The 15460-nt window shown below is 63.8% G+C and carries 14 protein-coding genes and 1 pseudogene; 9 read left to right on the forward strand and 6 right to left on the reverse strand.

Features of this window, described 5'->3' with window-relative positions; genetic code table 11:
- The first annotated feature begins 123 nt into the window (after window positions 1–123).
- The 6 genes from rplI to purF all read left to right on the forward strand — a co-directional run bounded on the left by rplI (window position 124) and on the right by purF (window position 7401).
- The gene (rplI, locus tag L610_RS00560; protein WP_024848549.1) at window positions 124–702 is read left to right on the forward strand and encodes a 50S ribosomal protein L9; all 579 of its coding nucleotides are present in this window, start codon (window positions 124–126) and stop codon (window positions 700–702) included.
- 123 nt (window positions 703–825) lie between these two features.
- Window positions 826–2121, forward strand: a complete 1296-nt coding sequence (locus L610_RS00565; RefSeq protein ID WP_144701652.1) for a cyclopropane-fatty-acyl-phospholipid synthase family protein — start codon at window positions 826–828, stop codon at window positions 2119–2121.
- 240 nt (window positions 2122–2361) lie between these two features.
- On the forward strand, window positions 2362–3852 hold the full coding sequence (locus L610_RS00570) for a replicative DNA helicase (protein WP_144701706.1): 1491 nt from the start codon (window positions 2362–2364) through the stop codon (window positions 3850–3852).
- Between the two features lie 38 nt (window positions 3853–3890).
- Complete coding sequence (gene radA / locus L610_RS00575) at window positions 3891–5288, forward strand: DNA repair protein RadA (protein WP_024848552.1); 1398 nt, start codon at window positions 3891–3893, stop codon at window positions 5286–5288.
- Window positions 5289–5330: 42 nt separating this feature from the next.
- Complete coding sequence (locus L610_RS00580) at window positions 5331–5870, forward strand: CvpA family protein (protein ID WP_024848553.1); 540 nt, start codon at window positions 5331–5333, stop codon at window positions 5868–5870.
- 61 nt (window positions 5871–5931) lie between these two features.
- Entirely contained in the window at window positions 5932–7401 is a 1470-nt protein-coding gene (gene purF / locus L610_RS00585) for an amidophosphoribosyltransferase (RefSeq protein WP_144701656.1), read from the forward strand.
- Here purF and sugE read toward each other — a convergent pair whose 3' ends face one another.
- Window positions 7402–7719: a quaternary ammonium compound efflux SMR transporter SugE gene (sugE, locus tag L610_RS00590; protein WP_024848555.1), complete on the reverse strand. Its 318-nt coding sequence runs from the start codon at window positions 7717–7719 to the stop codon at window positions 7402–7404.
- A 180-nt stretch (window positions 7720–7899) separates the two neighbouring features.
- Between sugE and L610_RS00595 the strand changes: the two genes are divergently transcribed.
- The 3 genes from L610_RS00595 (at window position 7900) to L610_RS00605 (ending at window position 9877) form a co-directional block, all read left to right on the forward strand.
- Entirely contained in the window at window positions 7900–8646 is a 747-nt protein-coding gene (locus L610_RS00595) for an SDR family NAD(P)-dependent oxidoreductase (protein ID WP_024848556.1), read from the forward strand.
- Window positions 8647–8732: 86 nt separating this feature from the next.
- The gene (locus L610_RS00600; RefSeq protein ID WP_024848557.1) at window positions 8733–9074 is read left to right on the forward strand and encodes a hypothetical protein; all 342 of its coding nucleotides are present in this window, start codon (window positions 8733–8735) and stop codon (window positions 9072–9074) included.
- Window positions 9075–9172: 98 nt separating this feature from the next.
- Window positions 9173–9877 carry a 1-acyl-sn-glycerol-3-phosphate acyltransferase gene (locus L610_RS00605; RefSeq protein ID WP_144701659.1) on the forward strand — a complete coding sequence of 235 codons (705 nt, stop codon included), beginning with the start codon at window positions 9173–9175 and terminating at the stop codon, window positions 9875–9877.
- 7 nt (window positions 9878–9884) lie between these two features.
- On the opposite strand, the gene L610_RS00610 is transcribed toward L610_RS00605, so the two are convergent.
- From L610_RS00610 to L610_RS00630, 5 genes and pseudogenes are all read right to left on the reverse strand, one after another.
- Entirely contained in the window at window positions 9885–10718 is an 834-nt protein-coding gene (locus L610_RS00610) for a phosphatidylcholine/phosphatidylserine synthase (RefSeq protein ID WP_144701662.1), read from the reverse strand.
- Between the two features lie 3 nt (window positions 10719–10721).
- A pseudogene (locus tag L610_RS00615) lies at window positions 10722–11420 on the reverse strand (phosphatidylserine decarboxylase); the annotation flags it as partial.
- Between the two features lie 133 nt (window positions 11421–11553).
- Entirely contained in the window at window positions 11554–13452 is a 1899-nt protein-coding gene (locus tag L610_RS00620) for an ABC transporter ATP-binding protein/permease (protein ID WP_024848561.1), read from the reverse strand.
- Between the two features lie 20 nt (window positions 13453–13472).
- A complete protein-coding gene (locus L610_RS00625) occupies window positions 13473–13814 on the reverse strand; it encodes a helix-turn-helix transcriptional regulator (RefSeq protein ID WP_024848562.1) in 342 nt (113 codons plus the stop codon).
- A gap of 84 nt (window positions 13815–13898) precedes the next feature.
- Entirely contained in the window at window positions 13899–15419 is a 1521-nt protein-coding gene (locus L610_RS00630; protein ID WP_144701667.1) for a LysM peptidoglycan-binding domain-containing protein, read from the reverse strand.
- Window positions 15420–15460: the final 41 nt, after the last annotated feature.

A 15460-nucleotide genomic window follows, 5' to 3' on the forward strand; every position in this document is an offset into this window, starting at 1 on the left:
AATCCGAGTTGGGCTACATGGCCCTAACTGCCAACGCGGCAGGACAGCGACCCGGGCACCCAGCCCCACTTGATGTCCTGCCTTTCATGTCCTGGCCGCAAGCGGCCATGAAGGAGCAAGACAATGCAGGTTATTCTTCTCGAGCGTATCGCACGCCTTGGCCAGATGGGCGACACCGTCCGCGTCAAGGACGGTTTTGCACGCAACTACCTTCTGCCGCAGGGCAAGGCGCTCCGCGCGACCGAAGCCAACATGAAGAAGTTCGAGGCTCAGCGTGCCCAGCTCGAAGCCCGCAACCAGGAGCGCAAGGCCGAGGCTTCCAAGGTCGCCGAAGGTCTCGACGGCAAGAGCTTCGTCATCATCCGCTCGGCTGGTGAAACCGGCCAGCTTTACGGCTCGGTCTCGACCCGCGACATCGCCGACCTGCTGGTCGCCGAGGGCTTCAACGTTTCGCGCAACCAGGTTGAGCTGAACCACCCGATCAAGGCGATCGGCATCTCCGACATCGTCGTTTCGCTGCACCCGGAAGTCCAGGTCACGATCCAGCTGAACATCGCCCGTACGGCTGAGGAAGCCGAGCGTCAGGCAGCCGGCGAGAAGCTCGATTCGGCTGAGGCCATCTACGGCGAGGACATCAACGAGAACGCCCGTCCTGAGTCGTTCTTCGATCCGAACGCCGAAGGCTTCGAAGACGAAGAGTAAGAATTCGCCGCCTGGCGGTGAGTACAGGCCCGTCCGGGTAACCGGGCGGGCCTCTTGTTTTCGAACCTTTTTTCTCCGCCGAAGTTGTGCAAGCATGGGGCTTGTTGTTCGGAGGCGGAGGACATGAACCGTTTACTTCATGGTGTCGTCGAGCGGCTGGTTCGTACCGGAAATCTTTCTCTCACATACCCGGACGGTACGACTGAACACTTTGGAGACGGGACCGGCCAGCGCATCCACGTTGCCATCAAGACCAAGCACGCACAGCGCGCGATCTTGTTCGATCCCTGGCTCGCGGTGCCTGAAGCCTACATGGAAGGCGAACTGGAAATCCTTGAGGGCGACGTCCTCTCGTTCCTGAAGATCGCCTATGAGAATATGGGGCCGTGGAGTTACGGCAACGCGTGGGCCAAAGCGTTGGAAAGCGTCCGTGTCGCCCTGCGCCGCTTCCACCAGATCAACACAGCGCACCGGTCACGCAAGAACGTCGAACACCACTACGACCTGTCGCGCGAGTTCTACCGCCTCTTCCTCGACGAGGACATGCAATACTCCTGCGCCTATTTCGAGCGGCCCGACATGACGCTCGAGGAAGCGCAGCTCGCCAAGAAGCGCCACCTGGCAGCAAAGCTCGACCTGAAACCCGGCCAGCAGGTGCTCGACATCGGTTCGGGCTGGGGCGGCCTTGGCCTCTACCTTGCCCAGAATTTCGACGTCGACGTCCTTGGCGTCACGCTCTCCACCGAACAGCACGCGGTGGCCACCGATCGCGCGCATGACCTTGGCCTTGACCGCCACGTCCATTTCGAGCTTCGCGACTATCGCAGCTTGCAGGAGCGGTTTGACCGCATCGTCTCGGTCGGCATGTTCGAGCATGTCGGCGTCAACCACTACCGTACCTTCTTCGAGAAGTGCGCGTCGCTGCTCAAGCCCGACGGCGTGATGGTGCTGCACTCGATCGGTCGCGCCGGCCCGCCCGCCGCGACCAATGCCTTTATCCGCAAGCACATCTTCCCGGGCGGCTATATCCCTGCCCTTTCCGAGGTGCTGCCACACATCGAAAAGGCCGGCCTGTTCGTCACCGACACGGAGATCCTGCGGATCCACTACGCCGAGACGCTGCGTCACTGGCGCGAGCGCTTCATGGCAAACCGCGACAAGGTGCTCGAGATCTACGACGAGCGCTTCGCGCGGATGTGGGAATTCTACCTCGCAGGCTCCGAGGCCGCGTTCCGCTGGCAGGACATGATGGTGTTCCAGCTGCAGCTTTCGCCACGCAACGACACCCTGCCGCTGACACGCGACTACATCACCCTCGCCGAGAAGGAGATCGCCAAGCGCGATAGCCCTGCCGCAAGCCGGGGCGCCCCGGCTGCCGCATCTTCGGCGAAGCGGAAAAAGGTGACGGGAAAGGGCTGATCGCCCCTTAACCGGGACGGGCCGCGCGGCTATGCTCCCGCCGCAAACGGGTCAAGCGCGAATCAGTGACTCGCTCCATCGAGCTGTGAACTTCTGTGGATCACGGTAGCGATCTGGGGCGCGTCCAAAGCTCCGGTAGCTTGGTGCTTTGAATGTCCGCCCATGCGGTCTAGGACTGTTTCGGAGATGATGCCGGAGCCAGTCTCGCGTGCCGGCCCGACAATGGCAATTGGAACCGGCATGGCGGAAGCAGCACGCAAATTCAGCTCAGCGGAGACGCCTCTCTATCGTGAGGCGCCCAATAACATCGAAGCCGAGCAGGCTCTCCTCGGTGCTATCCTTGTCAACAACGACGCGTTCTATCGCGTCTCGGACTTCCTGAAGCCGACTCACTTCTACGAGCCGCTTCACCGCAAGATCTACGAAGTCGTCTCGGACCTGATCCGGATGGGCAAGATGGCCAATCCGGTGACGATCAAGACGTTCCTGCCCGCCGACGAGAAGGTCGGCGACATGACAGTCGCGCAGTACCTTGCACGCCTCGCGGCAGAGGCCGTCACCGTCATCAATGCGAGCGATTATGGTCGTGCGATCTACGACCTCGCAACGCGCCGCGCGCTGATCCAGGTTGGCGAGGACATGGTCAACATCGCCTATGATGCGCCTGTCGACATGTCCCCGTCCGACCAAATCCAGGACGCCGAACGCCGCCTGTTCGAGCTCGCGGAAAGCGGACGCTATGACGGCGGCTTTGAAAGCTTCTCCGACGCGCTCAAGACCGCGATCGATATGGCAAGCGCGGCCTACATGCGCGATGGCCATCTGTCGGGCATCTCGACGGGCCTGTATGACCTCGACGCCCGCATGGGCGGCCTGCAGCCTTCGGACCTTATCGTCCTCGCTGGCCGTCCGGGTATGGGTAAGACCTCGCTTGCGACCAACATCGCCTTCAACATTGCTGCGGCCTATGAGCCGGAGCAGCAGGCAGACGGCTCGTTCAAGGCCAAGAACGGCGGCGTGATCGGCTTCTTCTCGCTCGAAATGTCGGCAGAACAGCTGGCAACGCGTATCATTTCAGAGCAGGCGGAAGTGCCTTCATCGAAGATCCGTCGCGGTGACCTCACCGAAGCCGACTTCGAGAAGCTGGTCAGCTGCACCCAGACGCTGCAGAAGATCCCGCTCTACATCGACTCGACCGGTGGCATCTCCATCGCGCAGCTTGCGGCACGTTCGCGCCGTCTCAAGCGCCAGCGCGGCCTCGACGTCCTGGTGATCGACTATATTCAGCTCATGCAGGGCTCGTCCGCCCGAGCCTCGCAGAACCGCGTGCAGGAAATCACTGAAATCACCACCGGCCTCAAGGCGCTGGCAAAGGAGCTGTCGGTTCCGATCATCGCTCTCTCCCAGCTGTCGCGTCAGGTGGAATCGCGTGACGACAAGCGCCCGCAGCTCTCCGACCTTCGTGAATCGGGCTCGATCGAGCAGGACGCGGACGTCGTGCTGTTCGTGTATCGCGACGAGTACTACCTGCAGAACAAGCAGCCCGAGGAAGGCACCCCCGAATACGAGGAATGGCGCCTCAAGTACGAGCGCGCCAAGGGCAAGGCGGAAGTCATCATCGCCAAGCAGCGTCACGGTCCTACGGGCACCGTCGAACTCGCCTTCGAGGGCCAGTACACCCGCTTCTCGGATCTGGCGGACGAGGACCGTCTGCCCGAGCGCTTTGAGTAGTGCCTTGAGAAGCTGGTCGTTCCAGGCGACGCGCGCCCATGGCTAAGTCGCGCACGCAATTCATCTGCCAGAACTGCGGCACGGTTCACGCCCGCTGGGCTGGAAAGTGCGACGCGTGCGGCGAATGGAACACGCTGATCGAGGAAGGCACGTCCAGTGGCATCGGCGCCGGGCCTTCAAGCCTGCGTAGTGCGCGCAAGGGCCGGCCGGTAGCACTCACAACCCTCTCGGGCGAGATCGAGGAAGCGCCACGCATCGTCTCCGGTATCAGCGAGCTGGACCGCGCGACGGGAGGCGGCTTCGTGCGCGGTTCGGCGCTGCTGATCGGCGGCGATCCAGGTATTGGCAAGTCGACCCTGCTGACGCAGGCCGCGGCTGCGCTCGCATTGCGCGGTCATCGCGTCGTCTACGTCTCCGGTGAGGAGGCGGTAGCGCAGATCCGTCTGCGCGCGCAGCGGCTCGGCGCCGACAAAACGCCGGTCGAACTCGCGGCGGAGACGAATGTCGAGGACATTCTGGCGACGGTTGCCGAAGGCAAGCGCCCGGACCTCCTGATCCTCGACTCGATCCAGACCCTGTGGACCGACATGGCCGATTCCGCCCCTGGCACAGTGACGCAGGTGCGCGCGGCATCGCAGGCGATGATCCGCTATGCAAAATCGACCGGTGCCGCGGTCGTTCTCGTCGGCCACGTCACCAAGGAAGGCCAGATCGCCGGCCCGCGCGTGGTCGAGCACATGGTCGACGGCGTGCTCTATTTCGAGGGCGAAGGCGGCCACCACTACCGCATCCTGCGGACGGTGAAGAACCGCTTCGGCCCAACCGACGAAATCGGCGTCTTCGAGATGTCCGACCGAGGCCTGCGTGAAGTCGCCAACCCGTCTGAACTCTTCCTTGGCGAGCGCAGTGCAGCCGCGCCCGGCGCAGCAGTCTTCGCCGGCATGGAAGGCACGCGGCCGGTGCTGGTGGAAATCCAGGCGCTGGTTGCCCCCTCGCCGCTCGGCACGCCGCGCCGAGCCGTGGTTGGCTGGGATTCCTCGCGCCTGTCGATGGTGCTGGCGGTGCTGGAAGCCCATTGTGGCGTCCGCTTCTCGCAGCACGACGTCTACCTCAATGTCGCAGGCGGCTACCGGATCACCGAGCCGGCAGCGGATCTTGCCGTTGCGGCAGCTCTGGTTTCGTCGCTCACCGGTCTTGCCCTTCCAGCCGATTGCGTTTATTTCGGCGAAATCAGCCTTTCGGGGGCGATACGGCCAGTCGCACACGCCCAGCAGCGCCTGAAAGAGGCGGAAAAGCTGGGTTTTGCAAGGGCGGTGATGCCGCCCTCGAATGGTGACGAGCCAGGTGGCGGCGCGCGGGGAAACTTTCAGCCGTCTACGCTTTCGGAACTCGTCGCGCGGATCGCCGGAGCGCGTGCGCGGGACGCAGATGGTTGATGAAACTGGCGGCGCATGCGCCATGATGGAGTGACAGCTCGAATGCCAATCACCCTGCTGGACGGTATCCTCGTCGGCTTCACGCTGGTTTCCGCCATGCTGGCGATGGTCCGCGGATTTTCCCGCGAGGTTCTGTCGATCGCGTCATGGGTGGCTGCGGCCGCTGCGGCATATTTCTTCCACCCCATTGTTCTGCCTTACGTTCAGCCCTACATAGACCACGCACAGGTACAGCTCGCCGTCGCGGCAGCCATCGTGTTCTTCGTCGCGCTGATCGTGGTGACCATTATCACCATGAAAATCGCCGACTTCATCATCGATTCGCGCATCGGCGCGCTCGATCGCACGCTTGGCTTCCTTTACGGCGCTGCCCGTGGCGTGCTGGTGGTTGCAGTGGGCCTGCTTTTCTTCTCGTGGCTCGTCGGACCGAACGCCCCGACATGGATTTCCGAGGCGAAGTCGCTGCCGCTGCTGGAAGGTGTGGGAGACTGGCTGGAAAGCATCCTGCCGGACGACCCGGAAAACTCCATCCTTGATCGTATCAAGGGAGATGGCGCAGGCGAAGCGCCAGCCGAGAACTAGGACCAGTCCCCAAAGGGACAAGAACACAACGCACATAGAGCGGTATGAAGGGCGCAGACCAATGGCTGACGCAGACGATACTCCGTTTTCCTCAGGTGCCGACGACCGCTTTCATGACGAATGCGGCGTTTTCGGCATCTTCGGCAGGCCCGACGCGGCAGCCATCGTAACGCTGGGACTGCACGCGCTGCAGCACCGCGGACAGGAGGCGGCGGGCATCGTCTCCTTTGACGGCCACAAGTTCTTCGTCGAGCGGCACATTGGCCTGATCGGTGACAACTTCACCAAGCAGTCGGTCCTCGACCGCCTCAAAGGCAACCGCGCTATCGGCCATACCCGCTACGCGACCACCGGCGGCGCCAGCMYCCGCAACAYCCAGCCGCTGTTCGCCGAACTCGCCGAAGGCGGCATCGCCGTTGCCCACAACGGCAACCTCACCAACGCGATGACGGTGCAGCGCGCACTGCAGAAGCAGGGCGCGATCTTCACCTCGACCTCCGACACCGAGACGATCCTCCACCTCATCGCCATGAGCCGTGAGGCGGACATCAACTCGCGTTTCATTGATGCTGTCCGTCAGATCGAAGGCGCCTTCTCGCTGGTCGCGCTGACCGCGAAGAAGATGATCGGCTGCCGCGATCCGCTCGGCATCCGCCCTCTAGTGCTCGGTGACCTCGACGGCGCCTGGATCCTCGCGTCGGAAACCTGCGCGCTCGACATCATCGGCGCCCGCTTCGTCCGCGACATCGAGCCGGGCGAGATGGTGGTCATCACCAGCAAGGGAATCGAGAGCTTCTATCCGTTCGAGAAGCAGAAGGCGCGGTTCTGCATCTTCGAATACGTCTACTTCGCCCGCCCCGACTCCACGATCGAGGGCCGCAACGTCTACACGGTGCGCAAGCAGATCGGCGTTGAACTCGCCCGCGAGAACCCGGTCGACGCAGACATCGTCGTTCCGGTTCCGGATTCGGGCACGCCCGCTGCCATCGGCTTCAGCCAGGCCTCGGGGATTCCGTTCGAACTCGGCATCATCCGCAACCACTACGTGGGCCGCACCTTCATCCAGCCTGGCGACTCCATCCGTCACATGGGCGTGAAGCTGAAGCACAACGCCAACCGCAAGATGATCGAAGGCAAGCGCGTCGTCCTCGTTGACGACTCGATCGTTCGTGGCACCACCAGCCAGAAGATCGTGCAGATGGTGCGCGACGCCGGCGCCCGCGAGGTGCACATGCGCATCGCGTCGCCTCCGACCCGCGCCTCGTGCTTCTACGGCGTCGACACGCCGGAGAAGTCGAAGCTGCTCGCCTCGCGGATGACCGTCGAGGAAATGGCCGACTTCATCCGTGTCGATTCGCTCGGCTTCCTGACGATCGACGGTCTCTACCGCGCGGTCGGCGAGGCAGCCCGCGACAACGCGCTGCCCCAGTACTGCGACGCCTGCTTCACAGGCGAGTACCCGACTCGCCTTGCCGACATGGAAGGTTCGGAAAACGTCCGCACCCTGTCGCTGCTGGCCAGCAACTCCTGATCAGGGCGATACCAGCTTAAGGCCGATGATGCCGGCCGCAATCATGACGATGCAGAGAATGCGCATGATTTCGGCCGGCTCAGAAAACAGCAGGATGCCGAGGATCGCGGTGCCGATGGTGCCGATGCCGGTCCAGATGGCATAAGCCGTGCCGAGCGGCAGCGTGCGCAGGGCAAGGCCCAACAAAAACAGGCTCACGCCCATTGCGCCGACGGTGAACAAGCTCGGTACGAGCTTCGAGAATCCGTGGGTGTATTTGAGGCCGACCGCCCAGGCCACTTCGAACAATCCGGCGAAAAACAGATAAATCCAGGCCATTGCCCGTCTCCTTTGAGGAGATGGGGCCGTCCCCATCTGTTGTCCGAAGACCGGGTCGTCCCGGCCGGGCAGATATGGGACGCACCGTCAGGAAGGTCAAGCGGGTTCCCCTCCCGCCCCGATTAGGCTAAGTCGGCTCGTGAACTGGCCGAAGCGCCACAATCAACCATGGGAATTATCATGTCCGAAGCCCCTGATCTGTCCGGCCGCATCGCTCTTGTTACCGGCGCCTCCCGCGGCATCGGATATTTTATCGCCAAGGAACTCGCCGCTGCCGGCGCGCATGTGATCGCCGTTGCGCGCACCGTGGGCGGGCTGGAAGAGCTCGACGACGAGATCAAGGCATCGGGCGGCCAGGCAACCCTGGTGCCGCTCGACCTCACCGACATGGCCGGCATCGACCGCCTTGGCGGCGCAATTCACGAACGCTGGGGCAAGCTCGACATCCTCGTTGCCAACGCCGCGATCCTCGGCGTCATTGCGCCGCTTGGCCACGTTGAGGCGAAGACCTTCGAGAAGGTGATGAACATCAACGTCACCGCGACCTGGCGGCTGATCCGATCGGTCGACCCGCTGCTGCGCCTCTCCGACGCTGGCCGCGCCATCATCATGTCCTCGGGCGCCGCCCATAGCGCGAAGGCCTACTGGGGGCCCTACGCGGCCTCCAAGGCGGCAGTCGAAGCCATGGCGCGCTCCTGGGCCGACGAGACCAAGAATCTTGCGCTGAGGGTCAACTGCGTGAACCCGGGCCGCACGCGCACCGCGATGCGCGCGCTGGCGATGCCGGGCGAGGATCCCAAGACGGTCCCGCATCCGTCAGAGGTCGCCCCCAAGATCATCCCGCTCGCCAGCCCGACGCTGACCGAAACCGGCGCGATCTACGACGTGCGCGCGGAGAAATTCCTGCGATACTCCATGCCGCAGTAACCCTGCGTCACACTATCGACCGGGTTTCCCGCCCATGCTAAGCATCTGAACGTTGCTTGCATCTTCGAGACAGCTGGAAACCCCACATGAAGACTTCTCTGCTCTTTGCGCTTGGTCTTGCGGTCGCCGCGGTCGTTCCCGCCCAGGCGGACGTCTTCAGCTCGCAGAGCTTCGACGGCAGTCCGTCGACGTCGGATGCCCTGCCGGGCGTTAATCTCGACGTCGTGCCGGGTGTAACTTCCGGCAGCAACTGCAAGGAAGAGATGGTTCCGTCCTATTCGGGCAACCTCGCCGGTGAGACCAGGGCGACGACCTGCCAGTTCGGCAATTTCTCGATCACGACCACCGGCCAGTCGCAGGCGCGGAAGTACCTCGACCTCACCTATGGCGGCAACCCGCCACCGTGGGAGCAGGGCTGGAGGCCCTAAACACAATTTTCGCGTGAGCGGCGATTGACGCGTCAGGTCCTTGCGCTACCCTTCCCTCCTGCTCAGCCTGGCGACGTTCGACTGAACCGGAGGCGAACTTGATCCTGATCGGACTCATCATCGCCGCCGTAGCTGCGGCATGGCTTGCCGCGGCCTTCTGGTTTTCCCGCCGGCATAAGATCAGCTTCCATCAGGCGGCGCTCTACGTGCCGCTGGCGGCGCTGTGGCGCGTCGATGCGACGGCGCTGGAGGATACGGCCGATGATGAAGGTCCAATCCTCTATATCGTCTCGCACCAGTCGCGGCTCGATCCGGCATTGATGCTGAGCCTCCTGCCGGAGGACACGCTCCATATTCTCGACGACCGGGCAGCACGCTCGATCTGGCTGGAGCCCTGGCGGGAGCTCGCCCGCACCATCGCCTTTAATCCGGAGCATGTCTTCGTCAGCCGGCGGCTGGTGCGCGTGCTGCGTAGCAAGGGGCGTCTCTGCGTCTACCTCGCGGCCGACATGGACCCAAACTCTCGCGCCTTCCGCCTCTACCGTGCGGTTGCGCGCATCGCGCTGCGCGCCGAGGCGCGGGTGCAGCCGATCCATGTCGAGGGGGCCGACAGGCTGACGTCGTCGTTTGTCGAAAGCAGCACCGGCAAGCGCCAGCTGTTTCCACAGCTGGCAGTGAGAACCCTGAAGCCGATCACCCTCGAGGAACTTGTCGCGCGCGATCCGGAGATAAACACCTCCTCCGCGGCGCTTTACGCACGCTGCGAAGAGCTGCGCCGGCGCGAGGCGGCTGCCGCCGCCTGAGCCGCGGTCAGAAGTCTTCTTCGCCCTTCGGCTCTTCCTGCAAGGCGGCTTCCAGCCTGGCGGCCTCGACCTTCTCGCGGCGCTTGTAGGCGACAGCACTGAACGGGAGGAAGATCAGATAGGCAATTGCCGACGCGGCCATCGTCTCCCAACTGAAGCTGAAGAACAGCGCGACGTAGAGGACGATGCCGAGCATCAGCGGCATGACCAGGTCGCGGCGAACGCGGATGCCGGTCTTGCCGGAATAGACCGGAAGCTGGCTGACCATCAGCAGGGCGACGACCACCGAATAGGCGCTGGCGCAGAAGGCCGTGACCTCGTTGCGGGGCATGCCGAGGAAGCCGAGATAGAGCGGCAGCAGGACGAGCAGAGCGCCCGCCGGTGCCGGCACGCCGACGAAATAATCCGCCTTCCACGCTGGCCGGTTCGGGTCTTCCAGCATGACGTTGAAGCGCGCGAGGCGCAGGCAGCAGGCGATGGCAAACATCAGCGCCGCGATCCAGCCGAACGCCCCTGCCACGTCGAGCATGTAGGCGTAGAGGAGCAGCGCCGGTGCTGCGCCGAAGTTGACGATGTCCGCGAGCGAATCCATCTGCGCGCCGAAGTTCGAGGTGCCCTTCAGCATGCGGGCGATGCGGCCATCGACGGCGTCGAGAAGGGCCGCGACCAGCACCATCGTGACGGCAAGCTCGAAACGGCCTTCAAATGCAAGGCGAACGCCGGTGAGGCCGGCGCAGATCGCCAGCACCGTCATCAGGTTCGGGACGAGCACGCGCAACGGAATGCCGCGCAGGCTGCGGCCGCGGCTGCCGGGTCCTTCAGCTTGAGGATCGACGTCCATGGGTCACGACACCCTGACCAGCGGCGTCCGCGGCGCGCCAAATTCGGCGATGATCGTCTCACCGGCGACTGCGGACTGGCCGACCGCAACCATCGGGGCGAAGCCCTCCGGAAGGTAGATATCGACGCGCGAGCCGAAGCGGATCAGGCCAAAGCGCTCGCCGGTCGAAATGTCGTTGCCCTGCTCCGCCCAGCACAGGATGCGACGGGCGACGAGGCCCGCCACCTGAACGACACCGATGCGGCCGTTGGGGCTGTCGATGACGAGACCATTGCGCTCGTTCTCGACGCTCGCCTTGTCCAGCTCGGCGTTGAGGAACTTTCCGGGGCGGTGCTCGATCGTCGCAATGCGGCCACGTACCGGCGAGCGGTTCACGTGGCAGGAAAAGACATTCATGAACACGGAGATGCGAAGCATCTTGCTGTTGCTGAGGCCGAGCTCGCGTGGCGGCACTGCGGGACCAACGGCAGACACGATGCCGTCGGCCGAGCTGATGACGAGCCGGTCATCGATCGGAGTCACACGCTCGGGATCGCGGAAGAAGTAGGCGCACCACGCGGTCAGGATCGCCCCGATCCAGAACAGGCTGGTCGAGAAGAAGCCGAGGATGATGGCAACGGCAGCAAAGGCGGCAATAAAAGGCCATCCTTCGCGGCGCACCGGCACCAGTGTGTTCCTGATCGTGTCGGCGATGCTCATGCGGCCTGACTTCTCCCTCTCAAGACTGGAGGTGGACCTTTAACGGATTGACGCACCAAGGGCAACGTGACCCGTGGACGCCGGAAGCCGGCATCCGGGGCCGCGCGCGAGCGCGGTGCCATCAGGGCGCGGGCGCTCAGCCCTGTTCCGGTTCGACCTCGGGGGTGCGGCGACGGACGAGGATTCCCATCTCGTCTTCCTCGCGTGCGCGCCGCAATGCCTCCTCGGCCTCGGTCGCCTCGCGCTGACGATCCCACATTTGGGCATAGAGGCCGCGCCTTGCAAGGAGCTCGGCGTGGCGGCCGCGCTCGGCGATCTGGCCGTCCTTCAGCACGATGATCTCGTCGGCGCTGATTACCGTCGACAGGCGGTGGGCGATAACGAGTGTCGTCCTGCCCTGGCTGACGAGGTCGAGCGCTGCCTGGATCTCCTGCTCGGTCTGGGTGTCGAGCGCGGAGGTCGCCTCGTCGAGCATCAGGATCGGCGGCGCCTTGAGAATGGTGCGGGCAATCGCCACGCGCTGCTTCTCGCCGCCGGAAAGCTTCAGGCCGCGCTCGCCGACCATCGTCTTGAAGCCATCCGGGAGCTGCAGGATGAAGTCCCTGATCTGCGCGAGCTCGGCTGCGCGTGCCACCTCCTCTTCCGTGGCCGACATGCGGCCATAACGGATGTTGTAGAGGATGGTGTCGTTGAACAGCACCGTGTCCTGAGGAACCATGCCGATCGCCGCGCGCAGGCTCTCCTGCGTCACGTCGCGGATGTCCTGGCCATCGATGCGGATCGAGCCGGACTGGATGTCGTAGAAGCGGAACAGCAGTCGCGAGATGGTCGACTTGCCGGCACCCGACGGGCCAACGATCGCAACCGTCTTGCCGGCGGGAACCTCGAAGGAAATGCCCTTGAGGATCGGGCGCTCCGGATCGTAGGCGAAGTGAACGTTCTCGAAGGTGACGGTGCCGTCCCTGACTTCCAGGGGCCTTGCGTCTTCCTTGTCCTTCACCTCCGGCTTCACGTCGAGCAGGTCGAACATCTGTTCGATGTCGGTCAGCGCCTGGCGGATTTCGCGGTAGATGAAGCCAATGAAGTTGAGCGGGATGGACAGCTGCATCAGCATCGCGTTGACGAAGACGAAGTCGCCGATCGTGTGCGTGCCGCGCATGACTTCCCAGGCCGACAGCGCCATCACGGCTGCCATCCCGACGCCGAAGATCACGCCCTGGCCGAAGTTCAGCCAGCCGAGCGAGGTCCAGGTGCGGGTCGCGGCGTCCTCGTAGCGCGCCATCGAGCGGTCGAAGCGCTCCGCCTCCATCTTCTCGTTCGAGAAGTACTTTACCGTCTCGTAGTTGAGCAGCGAATCGACAGCCTTGGTGTTGGCGTCTGTGTCGCTCTCGTTCATTTCGCGGCGGATGGAGATGCGCCAGTCGCTCGCCTTGACTGTGAACCAGGTGTACACCCAGACCGTCACGGCGATAATGGCGACATAGATCCAGCCGTAGACCACCCAGAAGATGATCGCCGTCAGCGCGAACTCGAGCACGGTTGGCGCCGTATTGAGGATGGTGAAGCGGACGATCGTCTCGATGCCCTTCACGCCACGCTCGATGATGCGCGACAGGCCGCCCGTGCGGCGCTCGAGGTGGAAGCGCAGCGACAGGTTGTGCATGTGCACGAAGGTCCGGTAGCCAAGCTGGCGCACCGCGTTCTGGCCGACGCGGGCAAACAGCGCGTCACGCAGCTGGTTGAAGCCGAGCTGGACGATGCGGACGAAGTTGTACGCCAGCACCAGCATGATCGGCGCAACGAGCAGCGACGGGATCCATGGGTAGGGCTGGAACTCGCCCGTCAGGGCGTCGGTCGACCACTTGAAGAAGTAGGGGACCAGAACGAGGATCAGCTTGGAGATGACGAGGAAAAACGTCGCCCACAGCACGCGGACTTTGAGGTCCGGACGTCCCGCCGGCCACATGTAGGGCCACAGGTTTGCCAGCGTGCTGAATGTCGAGCCGGAATCAGCTGAAACAGTCTTGGAAGCCAAAATATTCGTCCTGTAATCGGTCAGTCCCGCGCGGCCGGCTTGTCGGCACAGCAGGAGGAAAGCAAACCGCTGATCGCGGCGGAAAGTTCTGCAAGGGCGGCCCGGTCCGCCTCATAACGGGAGCGCTGCCGCTCGGGCGTCACGCGCACCAAACCGGCATCGACCAGAACCTTGAGATGTTGCGAGACGGTCGATTGCGCAAGGTCCAGCCGCTCCACGACGTCCTTGCAACAGCAAGCATCAACGCCGGCAAGGTGCTGCAGGATGTCGATGCGGGCAGGATGCGAGAGCGCCGCGAGCTTCGCCGCGATCGCAACACTATCGCAGGCAGGCCTGATATCAGATGCAGCGGAACAATTCATCGTCTATCGCCGATAGACGATGAATGTGCGAAAAACAAGGCGGCGGAGAAATTTCTTCCTCCGCCGCCGACTTTCGCACTGTTCTTACTGCGGCTTCACGACCTGATCGGCGATCGCGTCGAGGTCGGCCTGCTCGCCTTCCTCGGTCACCTGCGGCACCGTGAAGACCTGTCCGGGCCAGATCAGGTTCGGATTGCGTATCTGATCCTGGTTGGCGAGGTAGATGGTCGAGTAGCGGACGCCGCGACCATAGACGCGGCGCGAGATGCGCCAAAGCGAGTCGCCGCGACGGATGATGACCGATCCGTCTACACGCTGCAGAGCCGGAGCGGTCAGGTCGCCCGACTGGGTGTCCAATGCCGCGGCCTGCGTGTCAGAGCCGGATGCACTAGGATCTGCAGCATCCGTCGAACCAGCCGCCTGCCCTGCTGCGGACGGCGCCGTGCTGTCAGACGGCTGCTGCATGGCAACAGCCGAAAGCGTCTCTCCAGCCTCGCGCTCGAACGGCACCGCTGCGCGGGCAATCACACTGCCGTCGCGCGCAAGCAGATCAGCGCGGATCACGTAGCTGCCAACCGGAAGGTCGCGCTTGGCTTCGACCAGGAAACGGCCGGCCTTCGAGGAAACGCTGTCGCCCAGCAGGATGTCGCCGGCATAGACGCGCACGGTGAAGCCGGGATCGGCATGACCCGCCACGAAGATGGTGTCGCCCTCGATCTCGACGGCCTCGACCACAACCTGCCCCGTCTGCGCTGGCTGCGGCTCGGGTGCCGATTGCGGCTCAGGCGACGCGGCGGCGACTTCCTGTTCGGTAGAGCTCTGATCGGTATCGGGTTCGGCGGCTGAAGCGTCGCTCTCAGCCTCATCTTCCGCCGCGGCGACAGTACGCTGCTCGGCGGCAGGCGCCTCGGAGGCCGGCGAGGCTTCTTCGGAAGCGGCTACGGCTGGCTCATCCGTGGAGGATGCGCTCTCCTCGGCCTGCGCAGGCGCGGCCGGCTCTTCGGATTCCTTCTTTGCTTCGGGAACGGCCATCAGCTGCGCGGCTGCGCCCGGTTCCTGCACCATGGCGAGGACCTGGCCGTCCTTCTTCTCAGGGATCGAGACGACGGCCGTCTCGCTAGATTCGATCACCTCGCCTTCCGGCGTCGTCGCGCGTAGCGACAGGACGTAGTCGCCCGGAGCCAGCGGGTTATCGAAGACGATCACGAACTCGCCGCCTTCGTTCGCCTCGGTACCGGCAAGCTGCGTGTCGCCATGCAGCACCTCGACCTTTGCCTTGGCGGGAGCAGTACCGGCGACCACCACGGAGCCGTCGGCTTCTACGCGGAGAACATCGAAATTCGGAGCAGGAAGACGAGCCTCTTTTTCCGTCGTCTGCGGCTCGGCAGGTTCCTTGGCTGTTTCGGTTGCAGGCTGCTGCGCCTCGGGCTGCGGTTCCGTCTTCGCCGGCTGTTGCGGTGCCGGCTGATTTGCGGAAGTTTCCGCCACTGATGCCGGCTGCCGACCCAGCCACGGATCGAGAGCGCCTGTCACATAAGCGGCCCCTGTCGCTGCAACCACGCCTCCCCCCACGAACAGGAGCGCCTTGAGCCAGACTGGCATCATGATAGAGCTTTCCTTTGCCTGCGTTTTCCTGCGTCTAGCCT

This window comes from Aminobacter sp. J44 (assembly GCF_007829415.1).
GTDB lineage: Bacteria > Pseudomonadota > Alphaproteobacteria > Rhizobiales > Rhizobiaceae > Aerobium.

Coding starts and splice junctions, on each gene's coding strand:
- sugE (WP_024848555.1), bottom strand. CDS start 7,719: ATGGCCTGGATTTATCTGTTTTTCGCCGGATTGTTCGAAGTGGCCTGG.
- rplI (WP_024848549.1), top strand. CDS start 124: ATGCAGGTTATTCTTCTCGAGCGTATCGCACGCCTTGGCCAGATGGGC.
- L610_RS00565 (WP_144701652.1), top strand. CDS start 826: ATGAACCGTTTACTTCATGGTGTCGTCGAGCGGCTGGTTCGTACCGGA.
- L610_RS00630 (WP_144701667.1), bottom strand. CDS start 15,419: ATGATGCCAGTCTGGCTCAAGGCGCTCCTGTTCGTGGGGGGAGGCGTG.
- L610_RS00595 (WP_024848556.1), top strand. CDS start 7,900: ATGTCCGAAGCCCCTGATCTGTCCGGCCGCATCGCTCTTGTTACCGGC.
- L610_RS00570 (WP_144701706.1), top strand. CDS start 2,362: ATGGCGGAAGCAGCACGCAAATTCAGCTCAGCGGAGACGCCTCTCTAT.
- L610_RS00580 (WP_024848553.1), top strand. CDS start 5,331: ATGCCAATCACCCTGCTGGACGGTATCCTCGTCGGCTTCACGCTGGTT.
- L610_RS00625 (WP_024848562.1), bottom strand. CDS start 13,814: ATGAATTGTTCCGCTGCATCTGATATCAGGCCTGCCTGCGATAGTGTT.
- radA (WP_024848552.1), top strand. CDS start 3,891: ATGGCTAAGTCGCGCACGCAATTCATCTGCCAGAACTGCGGCACGGTT.
- L610_RS00610 (WP_144701662.1), bottom strand. CDS start 10,718: ATGGACGTCGATCCTCAAGCTGAAGGACCCGGCAGCCGCGGCCGCAGC.
- L610_RS00600 (WP_024848557.1), top strand. CDS start 8,733: ATGAAGACTTCTCTGCTCTTTGCGCTTGGTCTTGCGGTCGCCGCGGTC.